Source organism: Acrocarpospora corrugata (genome assembly GCF_009687845.1).
Classification (GTDB): Bacteria; Actinomycetota; Actinomycetes; order Streptosporangiales; family Streptosporangiaceae; genus Acrocarpospora; species Acrocarpospora corrugata.
The window spans coordinates 41,563-58,867 of sequence record NZ_BLAD01000048.1 but is presented as its reverse complement, the minus strand read 5'-3'; the positions used below and the strand labels follow the sequence as shown (position 1 = coordinate 58,867).

The 17,305-nt window shown below is 68.0% G+C and carries 9 protein-coding genes; 6 read left to right on the top strand and 3 right to left on the bottom strand.

The features are described from left to right. Positions 1 to 6: 6 nt before the first annotated feature. Positions 7 to 1,278 (top strand): cytochrome P450, encoded by a 1,272-nt coding sequence (locus tag Acor_RS15470; RefSeq protein WP_155337341.1) that lies wholly within the window; start codon positions 7 to 9, stop codon positions 1,276 to 1,278. Here the strand turns inward: Acor_RS15470 and Acor_RS43275 are convergent. Further along, complete coding sequence (locus Acor_RS43275; RefSeq protein WP_155337340.1) at positions 1,275 to 3,170, bottom strand: PAT1 family protein; 1,896 nt, start codon at positions 3,168 to 3,170, stop codon at positions 1,275 to 1,277. The genes Acor_RS15470 and Acor_RS43275 overlap by 4 nt on opposite strands. A gap of 464 nt (positions 3,171 to 3,634) precedes the next feature. Here Acor_RS43275 and leuS point away from each other — a divergent pair, with 464 nt between their 5' ends. Both leuS and Acor_RS15455 read left to right on the top strand, forming a co-directional pair. Continuing rightward, on the top strand, positions 3,635 to 6,091 hold the full coding sequence (leuS, locus tag Acor_RS15460) for a leucine--tRNA ligase (RefSeq protein WP_281353226.1): 2,457 nt from the start codon (positions 3,635 to 3,637) through the stop codon (positions 6,089 to 6,091). 220 nt (positions 6,092 to 6,311) lie between these two features. Beyond that, positions 6,312 to 8,498 (top strand): cellulase family glycosylhydrolase, encoded by a 2,187-nt coding sequence (locus Acor_RS15455; protein WP_155337338.1) that lies wholly within the window; start codon positions 6,312 to 6,314, stop codon positions 8,496 to 8,498. An 18-nt stretch (positions 8,499 to 8,516) separates the two neighbouring features. On the opposite strand, the gene Acor_RS15450 is transcribed toward Acor_RS15455, so the two are convergent. Then, positions 8,517 to 9,653: a MalY/PatB family protein gene (locus Acor_RS15450; protein ID WP_155337337.1), complete on the bottom strand. Its 1,137-nt coding sequence runs from the start codon at positions 9,651 to 9,653 to the stop codon at positions 8,517 to 8,519. Between the two features lie 218 nt (positions 9,654 to 9,871). Beyond that, a complete protein-coding gene (lexA, locus tag Acor_RS15445; RefSeq protein WP_155337446.1) occupies positions 9,872 to 10,573 on the bottom strand; it encodes a transcriptional repressor LexA in 702 nt (233 codons plus the stop codon). Positions 10,574 to 10,860: 287 nt separating this feature from the next. Between lexA and Acor_RS42215 the strand changes: the two genes are divergently transcribed. From Acor_RS42215 to Acor_RS15430, 3 genes are all read left to right on the top strand, one after another. Continuing rightward, a complete protein-coding gene (locus Acor_RS42215; RefSeq protein ID WP_170316949.1) occupies positions 10,861 to 11,160 on the top strand; it encodes a LysM peptidoglycan-binding domain-containing protein in 300 nt (99 codons plus the stop codon). A gap of 328 nt (positions 11,161 to 11,488) precedes the next feature. Then, positions 11,489 to 11,941, top strand: coding sequence for a transcriptional regulator NrdR (nrdR, locus tag Acor_RS15435; RefSeq protein ID WP_155337335.1), 453 nt, complete (start codon positions 11,489 to 11,491; stop codon positions 11,939 to 11,941). Positions 11,942 to 12,031: 90 nt separating this feature from the next. Next, the gene (locus Acor_RS15430; protein ID WP_155337334.1) at positions 12,032 to 17,236 is read left to right on the top strand and encodes an adenosylcobalamin-dependent ribonucleoside-diphosphate reductase; all 5,205 of its coding nucleotides are present in this window, start codon (positions 12,032 to 12,034) and stop codon (positions 17,234 to 17,236) included. The last annotated feature ends 69 nt before the right edge of the window (positions 17,237 to 17,305 follow it).

The window sequence follows — 17,305 nt, the reverse complement described above, 5'->3', positions numbered from 1 at the left end:
GGCCGCATGACGACATCGCCGCTTGAGCGTGCGCCGATCACGTCGGCCACCGACATCGACCTGTCCGACTGGGACTTCTGGGCCCGTCCGATGGCTGAGCGCGAGCACGCCTTCCAGCTGCTCCGCGACCTGGACAAACCGGCCTTCTACGCCGAGCCCGAGGTCTCCTTCGCCGCGCCGGGCGTGGGCTACCACGCCCTGGTCCGGCACGCCGACATCCTGGAGGCGAGCCGCAACCCGGAGATCTTCTGCTCCGGCAGCGGCGGCGCGACCAACATCGTGGACATGCCGGCCGAGTTCATCGAGTACTTCGGCTCCATGATCAGCATGGACGACCCCCGGCACGCCCGGCTCAGGCGGATCGTCTCGCGCGCCTTCACGCCCAAGATGATCAAGCAGTTCGAGGCCGACGTGGAGACGGCCGCCGCCCAGATCGTGACCGATCTGCTGGCCGCCGGCCCCGGCTGTGACTTCGTCACCGAAGTGGCCGCCCGGCTGCCCTTGAAGATCATCTGCGACATGATGGGCATCCCCGAGAGCGACTACCGCTACGTCTTCGACCGCTCGAACGTCATCCTCGGCGCGTCCGACCCCGAATACGTCAGCGACCCCGCCGCCATCGCCACCTCCCTGCTCACCGCCGGCATGGAACTCCAGCAGCTGGTCCAGGACCTGGCCGCGCACCGCCTCGGCAAACCCACCGACGACCTCACCTCGTCCCTGGTCAACGCCAACATCGACGGCGAGCAGCTGACCGCGCAGGAACTTGGCTCCTTCTTCATCCTGCTCGTGGTGGCCGGCAACGAGACCACCAGGAACGCCATCTCGTACGGCTTGCGCCTGCTCACCGTCAATCCCGGCCAGAAGGCGCTCTGGCTCGACGACGTGGACGGGCGGGCGCCCGGCGCGGTCGAGGAGATCGTCCGGCTGGCGGCGCCGGTCAACTACATGCGGCGCAAGGTGACCCGGGACCATGTGATGAACGGCAACCTGTACAAGGCGGGCGAGAAGGTCGTCATGTACTACTGGTCGGCCAACCGGGACGATCGGGTGTTCGCCGCTCCGTACCGGTTCGACATCACCCGCAGCCCGAACCCGCACGTCGGGTTCGGCGGGCCAGGGCCGCACTTCTGCCTCGGGGCGCACCTGGCCCGGCGCGAGATCACCGTGATGTTCCGCGAACTGCTGAGCCGGGTCCCGCAGATCGAGGCCGGTCAGCCGGAACGGCTGTTCTCCAGCTTCATCAACGGGACCAAGCACATGGACTGCACGTTCTAGTTGGCCACCTTGATCGACTTGAACACGGTGTTCACGTCGGGCAGCAGATCGTCCTTGATGTCCGGCACCTGCATGTAGACGATCGACGGCAGCGGCGCGCCCGTGTTCACCGCGGCGACCACCACCAGCGTCGTCCCGCCGTCGTCGCTCACCTTGTACGCGGCCAGCTGGCCGATCCCGCCCTTGAGCTTCTGCTGGCCGACCTTGGCCACCTTGTTGCCCTTGGGGAAGATGTTCTGCCGCGCCTTGAGCACCACCGCGCTCAGCACCGGGCGCAGGTCGTCGGCCGTGGTGAACTTGGCGGCCAGATCCTGGGCCAGCGGTCCCGTCATCACCTGGGCGAACTGCGGCTTGCCCTTCGTGGTGAGGCCCGCGTTCACGAACTGGCGGGTGACGTAGCCGTAGGTGGACTGGATGGTCTGCTCGTCCAGGTCGGCCTTCCACTGGCCGCCGAGCTGCGGCACCGAGACGTGCGCGGCGGCGTCGGTGATCCGGCCCTGCACGGGGGACGGGGTGCCCTCGTAGACCGGGAGCCCCGACTGGGCCGCGGGCTGGGCGGCGCCGGACTTGGACGGGGACGGCTTCGCGGTCGTGGCCGGCTGGCTGGGGGAGGTGTCCTCGCCGGCCAGCGGCCCGGCCAGGAACGCCCACAGCAGCGCGCCGATCAGCGCGAGCAGGACGGAACCGGCGAGCGCGAACAGCCAGATCGGGCGGCCGCGCTCCTCCTCGTCGTCGTACTCGTCGATGGCCTGGTAGTTCTCGCCGAAGACGGTGTTCCAGAGCTCCTGCTGGCGGTGCGCGGGCGGCGTCTTCGGGCCGCTGATCTGGCCCGCCGTCACGAACGGCTTGTACGGATCTTCCCCCGGGGAATGCGGGTGCTGCTGCTGCGGCGGGGCCTGCGGGGGGCGCTGGGCGGCCATCGGGAACTGGGGGACGCCGTGCTCGCCGGTCTGCGGGCCGTTGTACGACGCGGGAGGCGCCTGCTGCGGCGGGGCGGCGGATTCGGCGCGGTAGAGCGGGGTCTCACCGGTGCCGAACGCCTGCGGGCTCACCATGCCGAAGGTCTGCGGATCACGCGGTCCGGGCTGCTGGGGTCCGGGCTGCTGGGGTCCGGGCTGCTGGGGTCCGGGGTGCTGCGGGCCCGTGTGCTGGGGGCCCATGTGCTGAGGGCCGGTTTGCTGCGGACCGGGGTGTTGCGGGCCCATGTGCTGCGGACCGCTTTGCTGCGGACCAGGGTGCTGGGGTCCGGGCTGCTGGGGTCCGGGATATTGCGGGCCGGTGTGCTGGGGGCCGAGGTGTTGCGGGCCGGTCTGCTGAGGTCCCGTGTGTTGCGGGCCGGAGTACTGCGGCTCGGGGTACGGCGGTTCGGGCGGGCGGTTGCCGTGGCGGGGCGGGGCCTGCTCGAACTGGGGGACGCCGAAGGAGCCGGTCGAGAAGGGGTCGGGGGCCGGGTGCTCAGGCTCCCGGGGGCGGCGGTCCGGCGGCTGCCGGAACTGCTGGTCGTGCTGCTGGGGGTCCCGGAACTGCTGCTCACGGGGCTGCTCCCAGGGCTCGCGCATCTGGAAGTCGCGGGGCTGCGGTTCACGCGAGTGCTGCGGCTCCTGCGGGGGGCCGGCCTGCGGGTCCCGATATACCGGCCTTCCGAAGGGGTCGGTGCCGCCGCGCCCCACCCGGGGCTGCTGGTCGTACTCGTTGAGCGGCGGGGGGAGGACCGGGTGCTCGCCGGTGCGGTAGGGGCGCTGCCCGTACGGGTCGGCGGGCGGGGGCTCCTGGAACGGCCGGCCAGGCGGGGGACCCGAGGCCGGCGGGACGTCGGGCCAGGCCGGTGGCACCTCCGGCCAGCCGCCGCCACGAGCAGCGGCTCGCTGCGACTCGTTCTGCTCCGAGGGCATGGTACCTCCCGAGTTCATGCCCGAATTAGGGGCACCTGGCATGATCTCATGCGACCCGGGGGGCACCGCAGCGAAACCCGAGAAAGCCCCCCGGAACTGCTCACCCGTGGGGTCGGTCGGCGGATCCTGCATCGGGAGGTCGGTCTCCCGGAAATCCGGGCCCGATCCCGGGTCGACTGAGTTCGCCACGAGATGAGGGTAAAGGAAAGGGACACCAGCGGTCACAACGGATCTATCACCATCGGGTATCGGCAGTTGACTCCGCGTGTAAGATCGCCTCCCTCCTTCGATAGCATCGGCGATCCCGTTGTCGGCTGCGCTACGCTTGGGGTATGCGTGCGGAGACCCTGCTGCTTACCGGGCCGCATCGAGCGAGCTGAAGTCAAGCCTCGATGCGGCTGCCCCTCGTGCTGAACGCCGGGGGGTTTTCTTATGGGCAGGTGTCGATAAATCAGGAGTGGACCGTGGATGAGCAGGTGTACGACCCGCAGGCGCTGCAGGCCAAATGGCAGCCGCGCTGGGAGCAGATGACGCCCTACGCGGCGAGCGAGGACGAGGCCGACCCCCGGCCGCGTAAGTACGTGCTCGACATGTTCCCGTACCCGTCGGGTGACCTGCACATGGGCCACGGCGAGGTGTTCGCCATCGCCGACGTGGTCGCGCGCTACTGGTTCCAGAAGGGTTGCAACGTCCTGCACCCGATCGGGTGGGACTCCTTCGGCCTGCCCGCCGAGAACGCGGCGATCAAGCGCAACGCGCACCCGTCCGAGTGGACGTACGCCAACATCGAGACCCAGGCGCACTCCTTCAAGCGTTACGGCATCTCCTTCGACTGGACCCGCCGGCTGCACACCAGCGACCCGGAGTACTACCGGTGGAACCAGTGGCTGTTCAACCGGTTCTTCGAGCGTGGCCTGGCGTACCGGAAGGGCGGCCTGGTCAACTGGTGCCCGAACGACCAGACCGTGCTGGCCAACGAGCAGGTCGTGCAGGGCAAGTGCGAGCGCTGCGGCGCGGTCGTGGTGCGCCGCGAGCTGACCCAGTGGTACTTCAAGATCACTGACTACGCGGACCGGCTGCTGGACGACATGGCGCAGCTGGAGGGCGGCTGGCCCGAGCGGGTGCTGACCATGCAGCGCAACTGGATCGGCCGCTCCACCGGCGCCGACGTGCGCTTCCAGATCGAGGGCCGGGACACGCCGGTCACCGTCTACACCACCCGCCCGGACACGCTGTTCGGCGCCACCTTCTTCGTGGTCGCCGCGGACGCGCCGCTGGCCGCCGAGATCTGCGCGCCGGCCGAACTGGGCGCGCTGGAGGCGTACCGGGCCGAGGTGGCCAAGCTGACCGACATCGAGCGGCTGGCCACCGACAAGGAGAAGACCGGCGTCTTCCTGGGCGTGCACGCGATCAACCCGGTCAACGGGGAGCGCATCCCGGTCTGGGCGGCCGACTACGTGCTGGCCGACTACGGGCACGGCGCGATCATGGCGGTGCCCGCGCACGACCAGCGCGACCTGGACTTCGCCCGCAAGTTCGACCTGCCGATCCGGGTCGTCGTGCACACCGGCATGGCCGACCCCGGCGAGACCGGCGTCGCCACCGCGGGCGAGGGCACGCTGGTCAACTCCGGGCCGCTGGACGGCCTGGGCAAGGCCGACGGCATCGCCCGGATCATCGAGGTGCTGGAGGAGCGCGGCACCGGCCGGGCCACCGTCAACTACCGGCTGCGCGACTGGCTGCTGTCCCGGCAGCGGTTCTGGGGCACCCCGATCCCGATCATCCACTGCCCCGACTGCGGCGAGGTCCCGGTCCCCGACGAGCAGCTGCCGGTGGTCCTGCCGGATCTGCGCGGCGAGGCGCTGGCCCCGCGCGGCGTCTCCCCGCTGGCCTCGGCCACCGACTGGGTCAACGTGCCCTGCCCGAAGTGCGCGGGACCGGCCAAGCGCGACACCGACACGATGGACACCTTCGTCGACTCGTCGTGGTACTTCCTGCGGTACGTGGATCCGACGTACGTGGACGGGCCTTTCGATGTGGAGCGGATCCGCAAGTGGGGGCCGATCGACCAGTACGTCGGCGGCGTCGAGCACGCGGTGCTGCACCTGCTGTACAGCCGGTTCTTCACCAAGGTGCTGCACGACATGGGCATGGTCGACTTCGAGGAGCCGTTCCTGCGGCTGCTGAACCAGGGCCAGGTCATCAACGCCGGCAAGGCCATGTCCAAGAACCTGGGCAACGGCGTGGACCTGGGCCAGCAGATCGACGCGTACGGGGTGGACGCCGTCCGGCTGACCATGGTGTTCGCCGGGCCGCCCGAGGACGACATCGACTGGGCCGACGTGTCCCCGTTCGCGTCGCAGAAGTTCCTGGCCCGCGCCTTCCGGGTGATGGCCGAGGTCGCGAGCGAGCCCGGCGTGGACCCGGCCACCGGCGACCTGGCGCTGCGCAAGGTCACCCACCACACCCTGGACGAGGTCACCCGGCTGGTCGAGAGCAACCGGTTCAACGTCGCCGTGGCGCGGATGATGGAGCTGACCTCGGCGGCCCGCAAGGCGATCGACTCCGGGCCAGGCGCGGCCGACCCGGCGGTCCGGGAGGCCGCAGAGACGCTGACGGTCATGCTGTCGCTGGTCGCGCCCTACGTGGCCGAAGAGGGCTGGGAGCGGCTGGGGCACCAGGCTCCGGTGGCGCTGGCCGGGTGGCCGGCGCCGGATCCGGCGCTGCTGGTGCTGGACTCGGTCACCTGCGTGGTGCAGGTGGCGGGCAAGGTCCGGGAGCGGCTGGAAGTTTCACCGGACATTTCGGACGCTGAGCTGGAGGCGCTGGCCCTGGGGTCGGACAAGGTCCAGCAGTACCTGTCCGGGGCTCCGCGCAAGGTCATCGTGCGTGCGCCGAAGCTGGTGAACATCGTTCCGTGAGGGTCGGTCCCGGTGCGGGGGGTTCGCCGGCCGTACCGGGACATTGACCGTGGTGTCGCGCGGCGCTCAAAATTGCGGCGAGCCATACAAAACGAACATCGTATGAGGCGTGCGGTCAGGGCATGCCGCGACCACCGCCGCTCGGCTGAGCGGCGGTTCTTGGGGTGCGCGCTGACCGTCGGCTCATGGCGGCCGTCCCCAGGGTGGAGGGCGGTCTACCTTGTCCAGACTCACTACCTCACGACTCGGCAGAGTCCTGGGGTCGATCGCGGTCAGCGTGGGAATGGTGGCGGCGATGCTCGTCGCGACCAGCTCCCCCGCGAACGCGGCCGGCACCGGCACCGGATATCTGCACACCTCCGGCAACAAGATCGTTGACGCGTCCGGCGCGACGGTCCGCATCACCGGCATCAACTGGTTCGGCATGGAGACCGACAACAAGACCTTCCACGGCCTGTGGGCCAGCGTGACGTGGAAGTCCCAGATCGACCACATGGCGCAGCTCGGGTACAACACCATCCGGGTGCCGTACTCCGACGACGCGCTCAAGGCGGGCGCGGTCGCGACCGGCATCAACGACTTCACCAACCCGGACCTCATCGGGCTCTCACCCCTCCAGATCCTGGACAAGGTGATCGAGTACGCCGGGACCAAGGGCATGCGGATCATCCTGGACCGGCACCGGCCCACCGCGGCCGGGCAGTCCGCGCTCTGGTACACCTCCACCGTCCCCGAGAGCACCTGGATCGCCAACTGGCGGATGCTGGCGCAGCGGTACGCGGGCAACACCACCGTCATCGGCGCCGACCTGCACAACGAGCCGCACGCCGAGGGCACCAACCCGAACGCGACCGGCTCCTGCTGGGGCTGCGGCGTGGAGAGCCGCGACTGGCGGCTGGCCGCCGAGCGCGCCGGCAACGCCATCCTCGCGGTCCAGCCGAACTGGCTGATCTTCGTCGAGGGCGTCAGCTGCCCGAGCGGCGGTCTGTCCAACGTGTGGGACAACGACCCGAGCAACGACGAGGACTGCGGCTGGTGGGGCGGCAACCTCACCAAGGCCGGCGAGTTCCCGGTCCGGCTGAACGTGGCCAACCGGCTGGTCTACTCACCGCACGAGTACGCGACCTCGGTCTTCAACCAGACCTGGTTCAGCGACCCGACCTACCCGGCCAACATGCCGGCGATCTGGGACAAGTACTTCGGTTACATTCACAAGCAGAACATCGCGCCGATCATGATGGGCGAGTTCGGCAGCACGCTGGCCAGCAACGTCGACCGGATCTGGCTGACCGAGCTGATGCGGTACACCGGGACCGGGGTGAACGGCATGTCGTTCACGTACTGGTCGTGGAACCCGAACTCGGGTGACACCGGCGGAATCGTGATGGACGACTGGGTGACCGTCCAGACCGCCAAGCAGAACATCCTCCAGCCGTACCTGATCGCGCCAGTTCCGCCCGGTTCGTCGCCCCCGCCCACGGACACGACCCCGCCGAGCACGCCCGCCGGTCTGGCGGCTTCGGGGACGACGTCCACGGGGACTCAGCTGGCCTGGACCGCCTCCACCGACACCGGCGGCAGCGGCCTGGCCGGATATGACATCCTGCGCGCGCCTGGTGCGAGTGGGGGGACGTTCGCGGTGGTCGGTACTTCGACGACCGCTTCGTTCGCGGCTACCGGTCTTACCGCTGGTACGACCTACCGGTTCCAGGTCCGGGCTCGCGACGGCGCGGGCAACCAGTCCGCGGTGTCGAACACGGTGTCCGTGACCACCACGGCCGCCACCGACACCACGCCGCCCAGCACGCCCGCCGGTCTGGCCGCCTCCGGCACCACGGCCACGGGCACCCAGCTGGCCTGGACCGCCTCCACCGACACCGGCGGCAGCGGCCTGGCCGGATATGACATCCTCCGGGCGCCCGGAGCGAGCGGCGGCACCTTCGCCGTGGTCGGCACCTCGACCACCCCGTCGTTCGCGGCCACCGGCCTCACCGCCTCCACCACCTACCGCTTCCAGGTCCGGGCCCGGGACGGCGCGGGCAACCAGTCCGCGGTGTCCAACACGGTCTCCGTCACCACCACCGGAACCAGCACGGGCGGCTGCTCGGTCACGGCCACCACGCAGACCTCCTGGAACAACGGCTACGTCATCCAGCCCGTCAACGTGACCAACACCGGCACCTCGGGCATCACCGCCTGGACGGTGACCTTCACCCTCCCCGCCGGCCACACCATCACCGGCTCCTGGAACGCGGTCTTCACCGTCAGCGGCCAGACTGTCACAGCCAAGAACACCACCTCCAACGGCACCCTGGCACCCAACGGCACAACCAGCTTCGGCTTCCAGGCCAGCCGCCCCAACAACAACACCTCACTGCCGTCCGGCTACACCTGCACGTCCCCCTGACCCTCCGGGCGTTCCTAACTAACTCAGATCGGCTGAAATTCTGGGCATCGCGGTCCCGATCCTGGTGAGGATCTCTTCCAGGATCGGGGGTGAGGTGCCGAAGTTCAGGCGGGCGAAGCCATCCGGAGCGCCGAAGAGCGGGCCGGGGTTCAGTCGAACCCCGGCCTCGCTTTCGAGGCGGCCGGCGGCGTCGGGGATGCCGAAGTCGAGCCAGCCCAGGTAGGTGGCGGCCGGGATCTGGTAGCGGACGTCCGCGGGGATGCGTTCGGCGATCAGTTTGCGGTTGTGGTCGAGGATCGTCAGGACCTCGGCCAGCCAGGCGTCTCCGTGCCGCCAGGCGGCCACGGTGGCGTCGACGCCGAGGACTCCGGCGGCGCCGTACAGGTGCGGGGGCTGGGCGTCGAGGGCGGCTTTGACGGCCGGATGCCCGAGATGCGCCACCGCGCAGTGCACGCCGCCCATGTTGAACGCCTTGCTGGCGGACGTGAGGGTGATCGTGCGGTCCGGGAGCAGGCTGCCGAAGGAGACATGGGCGCCGGGGGAGTAGGCGAGGTCAGCGTGGATCTCGTCCGCGATCACGATCAAGTCGTGCCGCTCGGCCAGCTCGGCCAGGCCCTGCAGCTCGGCCCGGGTGAAGCAGTGCCCGGTGGGGTTGTGCGGATTGACCAGGAGCAGCACCTTGGCTCCGGCCACATCCGCCGGCTGCTCGAACGTCCAGGTCTCGCCGTTTGGCGTCAGCTTCATGGGAACCGGCGGCCGATTCATCACCCGCAACGTGTCCAGGAACGCGTTGTACGTGGGGGTATGCACCAGCACACCATCGCCCGGCTCAGTCAGCAGATGCAGAATGATCTGCAGGACCTGGTTCAAATCAGTGAACGCCCGCACCAGCGTCGGATCCGCCTGGAACCCGTAACGCGTCTCCATACGCTCCGAGAACGCCTCCGCCAGCGGTCCGACGGTCGCGTCGTCAAGCCAGCCCGGATACCCCAGGTCGGTGGCCACCCGTCGCGCCACAGCCTCCCGCACAGCCTCCGGCGGCGGAAAATCCATGTCAGCGACCCAGGCCGGAATCACCCCAGGCCCGACTTGCGTCCACTTGAGCCCATCCCGCACAGCGACATCGGCCAGGGTCAACTCATCAAGTCTTCGCATCACATTCCAGGATATTTCCCCACAAACGGGCACATTATTATGAATACCGGGTAACGATCATCACGCCCCACCCGTGTCGTTCATCACGCCTGGGGGTGCGAGCCACTGGCGCTCAACCCCGAGCCAGACGACGCCGAGCCGGGCACGCCGAAGCCCCGGCCGCGAAGGCAGCCGGGGCTTGCGTGAGGCATTGGGTGCGGGCGGTTGACGCCCGGTCGTCACAGCTTTCGCAGGACTGCGGTGACCTTGCCGAGGACGGTGGCCTCGTCGCCCGGGATGGGCTCGTAGTTTGAGTTGTGGGGGACCAGCCAGACGTGGCCGTCCTTGCGCTTGAAGGTCTTCACCGTGGCCTCGCCGTCGATCATGGCGGCCACGATGTCGCCGTTGTCGGCGACCGGCTGCTGGCGGACCACGACCCAGTCGCCGTCGGCGATGGCGGCCTCGATCATGGAGTCGCCGCTGACCTGGAGCAGGAACAGGGTTCCCTCGCCGACCAGCTGCTTGGGCAGCGCGAACACGTCTTCGATGCTCTGTTCTGCCAGGATCGGCCCACCGGCCGCGATCCGGCCCACCAGCGGCACGTAGGTGGCCGTCGGGCGGATGAAGCCCGTGTCCTCCTCGGTCGCGTCCGGGTCCACCCACAGCACCGGCTCACCGGGCAGGCGGACCTCCAGGGCGCGGGGGCGATGCGGGTCGCGGCGCAGGTAGCCCTTGCGCTGCAGAGCGGTGAGCTGGTGGGACACGCTGGACGTGCTGGTCAGCTGAACGGCCTCGCCGATCTCGCGCATCGACGGCGGGTAACCGCGCTGCTGGACCGAATCGCGGATCACCTCAAGGATCTTGCGCTGCCGAGGGGTGAGGCCGAGCGAGTCGCGCCGGCGCACCGCCAGATCACTCACGTTCTCGTCGTGCTGGCTCACCAGGCCGTCGTTGCTCACCCGGGCACCTCCCAATCCGTGTTCCCAATGTCGCTCAGAGCGACGGTACCGCGATTCAAGATCAATATCAAACAATTGTTCGATAGTCCTCGAGAATGTCGGTCCCGTGGTGTACAACATCGTACGGGAGTTCGATCGACACCGTGTTCGATTCGGCGATCTTTCTTCCAGATTTTGATCTTCCTCGGTGGCTGGAGGTAACAATGCGAGCCACGAATCCGTCCCTACGTCCCAATCCGGTGCCCAAAGTCCGATACTCCGGTTCGCCCGTGCGCCTGACCCGCCGGGGACGTTTCCTGCTCGTCGCCTTCGTCGCCGCCGTCTCCCTGCTCGTCCTCTGGTATGGCACCCGCTCCCCGGTCACCGCCTCGACCGGCAGGGCTGACCACGCCGGGCTGCCCTGGGTCACCGTCCAGGAGGGCGACACCCTCTGGGAGATCGCCACCGCCGTCAGCGAGGGCGACGACCCCGGGCCGATGGTCCGCCAGATCATGAACATCAACCGGCTGCCCGACCCCCTGATCCGCCCCGGCAGCAAGCTCTACTTACCCAGCGGCGGCGCGGGCTGAGCCCGACCGGACAGTCTGCTCGACACGCCCGACGTTTCGGCGGGTCGAATTCGCCGACCGGGCGCTGAGCTGCCGCTGCTCGCCCGGTGGGCCGCGCGCGGCCCGCCGATTCGGCTGGATCGCCGTGGCTGACTTGCGATCAACCCTGGCTGCTTCTAGGTTTGGACCACAACATCTAGTGGGTCACACCGATGTTGTTCACCACCTATTGTGTTTCCTTATACGCACCGCAGATCATTGTGGGGCGTGCGTGAGCGTCCCATGACATGGCCGGATCAGGGAAGCACAGGTGACGTGGGGGAGTTGAACCGGAAGGAGGCGGAGGGTCATGCATTGCCCATTCTGCCGACATCCCGACACCCGGGTGGTCGACAGCCGTTCGACCGAGGACGGCGGCGCCATCCGGCGCAGGCGGACCTGCCCCGAGTGCGGCCGCCGGTTCACGACCCAGGAGACGGTGCTGCTGATGGTGAGTAAGCGCAGCGGCGTCACCGAGGCCTTCTCCCGCGACAAGGTCGTCGCGGGCGTCCGGCGGGCCTGCCAGGGCCGCCCGGTCAGCGAGGACGCGCTGGCCCAGCTGGGCCAGAAGGTGGAGGAGAGCATCCGGGCCACCGGCGCCGCCGAGATCCCCTCCCACGAGATCGGCCTGTCGATCCTCGGCCCGCTGGGCGAACTGGACGAGGTGGCCTACCTGCGCTTCGCCTCCGTCTACCGCAGCTTCGAGACGCTCGCCGACTTCGAAGCCGAGATCGAACGGCTCCGCGCCGTCGCCGGCGACTAGCTTTCCCGGCGCCTGCCCAGGCGCCAGGACGTCACATTTTCAGACACGGATTGAAATATGAGGGGCATGAAGGCCCATGAAGGGGGAGTCATGACGGAGACCGTCAGCGGCACATCCACACGCGGGGGCAACGGGGGCAAGCGGACGCGGGCCAAGGGCTTGAAGATGAAGCGCATCTTCACCACGGCCGGCGTGCATCCGTACGACCAGATCTCGTGGGAGCGCCGTGACGTCGTCATGACGAACTGGCGGGACGGTTCGATCAACTTCGAGCAGCGCGGGGTCGAGTTCCCCGAGTTCTGGTCCGTGAACGCCGCCAACATCGTCACCACGAAGTACTTCCGCGGCGCCGTCGGCACCCCGCAGCGCGAATGGAGTCTCAAGGCCCTGGTCGACAGGGTCGTCGGCGTCTACACCCGGACCGGGATCGAGCACGGCTACTTCGCCTCCGACGAGGACGCCGAGATCTTCGACCACGAGCTGAAGCACGCCCTGGTCCACCAGCTGTTCAGCTTCAACTCGCCGGTCTGGTTCAACGTCGGCACCCTGTCGCCGCAGCAGGTAAGCGCCTGCCAGCCGTATGACGCCTTGGTGAGCACCCCGGGCGGTCTCATCCCCATCGGCAAGCTCGTCGAGGACGACGCCGTCGGTGCGAAGGTCTACGACGCTCACGGTGTGACCCGCATCCTCGCGACCAAGGCGAATGGCGTAAAGGATGTTCTGAGGGTTCACACCAAGGCCGGATACGCGTTGGATGTGACGGCCGACCACCTGGTCTGGAAGGCGACCGGAGAGGGAACCGGCTCCTTCGTCGCCGCCGGCACGTTGGCCCCCGGGGATCAGCTGGAGTGGCATCGTCGCGACGCCTTCGGTGATGGGGAGATCGACTTCGCCGAAGTAGCGGAGGCAGCACTCGCAGGCTGGCTCCAGTCGGACGGTTTCGTCGGACAGTATGAGGGGACCAACAAGTCGCTCACGATTGAGGCGATGACCGTCACTCCGGCGGAGCTGACGTGGGTGACGAAGGCACTCGATACGGTGTTTCCCGATGTGCACCGCAGGGAGCGTCTGGTCGAGACGCAGGACACCTCTCTGGACTGTCGTCGCACGCGTCTGTACGGCAAAGCCCTTGAGCCGTTCGTCTCGGCATGGGGTCTGCGATCGCGCGGTGCGGAGATGGAAGTCCCCGCGAAGCTGTTCACGGCGCCACTGCCGGTAGTCGCCGCCTATCTGCGGAGCGTGTTCCAGGCAGAAGGTTTCGTCAGCGCGAGAGAGAAGTCGACGCTGGTCGAAGTCGACATGATCTCGGAGAAGCTGATCCGGGGTATGCAGCGGCTCCTTCTTCGTTTCGGGATCTATGCGCGCGTCGGATTCAAGAAGGACGCCCGCGAAGACCGCCTCGGGTGCTGGACTCTCCGGATCCAGTCAGCCGGTGATCGGCGCACGTTCGCCGACGAGATCGGTTTCATCGATCCGATCAAGGCCGAGAAGTTGGACAGCGGCTTCGACAAGCCTGGTCAGCCGACGCGTTCGGTCAAGCGATTGGAGATCGACCGAATCGAGAATCTCGGGCCGATGGAGGTCTACGACATCCAGACCGAGAGCGGTGAATATCTCAGCGGCAACCTGCGGGTCCACAACTGCTTCATCCTGGCCGTCGACGACCAGATGGAGTCCATCCTCGACTGGTACAAGGAAGAGGGCGTGATCTTCAAGGGCGGTTCCGGCTCGGGCGTCAACCTGTCCAGGATCCGGTCCTCCAAGGAGCTGCTCTCCAGCGGCGGCACCGCCAGCGGCCCGGTCTCGTTCATGCGCGGCGCGGACGCCTCGGCCGGCACCATCAAGTCCGGTGGCGCCACCCGCCGGGCCGCCAAGATGGTGGTCCTCGACGTCGATCACCCCGACATCGAGGAGTTCATCGAGACCAAGGCCCGCGAAGAGGACAAGATCCGCGCCCTCCGCGACGCCGGTTTCGACATGGACCTGGGCGGCAAGGACATCGTCTCCGTGCAGTACCAGAACGCCAACAACTCGGTCCGGGTCTCCGACGAGTTCATGCGCGCGGTGGAGAACGGCGAGCAGTTCGGCCTGCGGGCCCGGCTGACCGGCGAAGTGCTGGAGAAGGTGGAGGCGCGTTCGCTCTTCCGCAAGATGGCCGAGGCGGCCTGGGCGTGCGCCGACCCCGGCGTGCAGTACGACGACACCATCAACGACTGGCACACCTGCCCGGAGACCGGCCGGATCACCGCCTCCAACCCGTGCTCGGAGTATGTGCACCTGGACAACTCCTCGTGCAACCTGGCCTCGATCAACCTGCTCAAGTTCCTCAGGGACGACGACACCTTCGACATCCCGAACTTCGTCAAGCTGACCGAGCTGATCATCACCGCGATGGACATCTCGATCACCTTCGCCGACTTCCCGACCGAGAAGATCGCCGAGACCACCCGGGCGTACCGGCAGCTCGGCATCGGTTACGCGAACCTGGGCGCGCTGCTGATGGCCACCGGCCACGCGTACGACTCGGACGGCGGCCGGGCCATCGCCGGGGCGATCACCTCGCTGATGACCGGCGCGTCCTACCGGCGCTCCGCCGAACTGGCCGGCATCGTCGGGCCGTACGACGGGTATGCCCGCAACGCCGAGCCGCACAAGCGGGTCATGCGCAAGCACGCCGCCGCCAACGACGACCTGCGCACGGTCGGCGCGATGGACCGGGAGATCCACACCGAGTCCACCAAGCAGTGGGCGGACTGCCTCCGGCTGGGCGACAAGCACGGCTACCGGAACGCGCAGGCCTCGCTGCTCGCGCCGACCGGCTGCCTGACGGGCGACACCCTGATTACGACGGACCGCGGTCTCGTGCGGCTGTCAGAGATCGGCGATGTGTACGGCGACCGCTGGCAGGACCTGACCATGACGGTTTCAACGGACGAGGGCCCTCGCCAGGCGACGAGGTTCTTCGTCAACGGTGAGGAGCCGACGCGGCTGATCCGCACGAAGGGCGGATACAAGATCCAGGGCACGCTGACGCACCGGGTCAAGGTTGTCGATCAGGACAGCGGCGACTGGGTGTGGAAGCGTCTCGCCGACATCGCCGAGGGTGATGTGCTGCCGCTGCAGACTCGGACATTGGTCGGCGAGCCGCGGCCGGTTGTGCTTCCGGTGCTCGATCAGGCGTACTACGCCGGAGACCGCGCCGTGCGGGTTCCTGATGCGGTGACAGAGGATCTGGCGGAACTGGTCGGCTACTTCATGGGCGATGGCAGTCTGCACGCCAAGGGGATCCGCTTCTGCGTCGCGGACACAGACCTCGACGTGATCGATCGGTTGCGGATTATCTCCAAGGAACTGTTCAACCTGGAGCCGGTGGTCACCCAGCAGGCGGGGTACCAGGAGGTCGTACTTCAGTCCGTACGGCTGGCCCGCTGGTGGCAGGCCTCCGGATTCGCCAAGGATCTGCCGGGCCTTGACCACAGCGGCAAGGGGTGGACCCCTCGCGTGCCATCAGCCATTCTCGAGACGAACAATGCCGTGATCTACGCGGCGTTCCTTCGCGGCCTGTTCGAGGCCGACGGCACCGTGCTCGAAGGCGTGCCGAGCGTTTCGACGGCTTCCGAGTCCTTCGCCGATGAGATCCGTACGCTGCTCCTCTCGCTGGGATTCATCACCACCACCAGAAAGACGGTTTCCGGCTTTGGTGGCGACGTCTTTCAGGTGCGGCTCCGTAACGTGGACCACGCGCTGAACTACGACGAAATCATCGGGTTCATCGGTGAGCGGAAGGCCAAGCTGCTGGCTCCCCTGGAGCCGAGCCGGTCGGCCAAGAAGGACTACGTGTTCCTGCCGCGCGATGTCTGGGAGGAGCTGGTCCCGAACGGCCACGGATCACGTGAGGCCGTGCTTCAGTCGATTCGGAGGACAGGTGGCGTTCCTCGTATGGTCGCCAAGCTGATCTTCGATGAGACGCTCGACAAGCGTGTGGCACGTGTGCTCGACTACGCCTTCGAGACCGTGTCCGTCAATGAGGACGGCGGTGTGCAGCCGACTTACGACCTGTCGGTGCCGGAAAACGTCACCTACGTCGCGAACGGCATGGTGAGCCACAACACCATCGGCTTGATGATGGATTGCGACACCACCGGCATCGAGCCCGACCTGGCTCTGGTCAAGTTCAAGAAGCTGGTCGGCGGCGGCTCCATGCAGATCGTCAACCAGACGATCCCGCGGGCGCTGCGGCAGCTCGGCTACCAGGAGGAGCAGGTCGAGGCGATCGTCGAGTACATCGCCGACAACAGCCACGTGGTCGACGCCCCCGGTCTCCGCCCGGAGCACTACGAGGTGTTCGACTGCGCGATGGGCGAGCGCGCCATCGCCCCGATGGGCCACGTCCGGATGATGGCCGCCACCCAGCCGTTCCTGTCCGGCGCCATCTCCAAGACCGTCAACCTGCCGGAGTCGGCCTCGGTTGACGACATCGAGCAGGTCTACCTGGAGGGCTGGAAGCTGGGCCTGAAGGCCCTGGCCGTCTACCGCGACAACTGCAAGGTGGGCCAGCCGCTCTCGGTCGCGAACAAGAAGGCCGACGAGGCCGCCGCGGTGGCCGAGCCCGAGGTCAAGGTCATCGAGGTGCCGCGGCCGACCCGCCGCCGCATGCCCAACCAGCGCCCCAGCCTGACCACCCGGTTCACGGTCGGCGGCGCGAAGGGCTACATGACCGCCTCCTCCTACCCCGAGGACGGTCTCGGCGAGGTCTTCCTGAAGATGTCCAAGCAGGGCTCCACCCTGGCCGGCGTCATGGACGCCTTCTCGGTGGCCATCTCCATCGGCCTGCAGTACGGCGTTCCGCTGGAGACCTACGCCCAGAAGTTCGTCAACATGCGCTTCGAGCCGGCCGGCATGACCGACGACCCGGACGTCCGGATGGCGCAGTCCGTGATGGACTACATCTTCCGCCGCCTGGCCCTGGACTACCTGCCGTACGAGGACCGGGCCGCCCTGGGCATCTTCTCCGCCGCCGAACGCTCCGCCCAGCAGCGCGGCGAGGACCCCGCCTCCCTGGCCGAACCCGTGGACACCGCCGCCCTGGCCCAGTCCGCACCTATCGAGGAGAAGCCCACTCCCCGCCCTGTCACCCCGCTTCCCGCCCCCACCCGCACCAAGGTCGACCCTCTGGAAAGCCACCAGGGCCGTACGGCCGACGCCCCCCTCTGCATGACCTGCGGCACCAAGATGCGCCCCGCCGGCAGCTGCTACGTCTGCGAAGGCTGCGGCAGCACCAGCGGCTGCAGCTGAAGATGCGCTGTTAAAAGCGTGAATTGCCTGGCCTGAGCAGGGGGCCCACGTATCTTCGGCTCCCTGCTC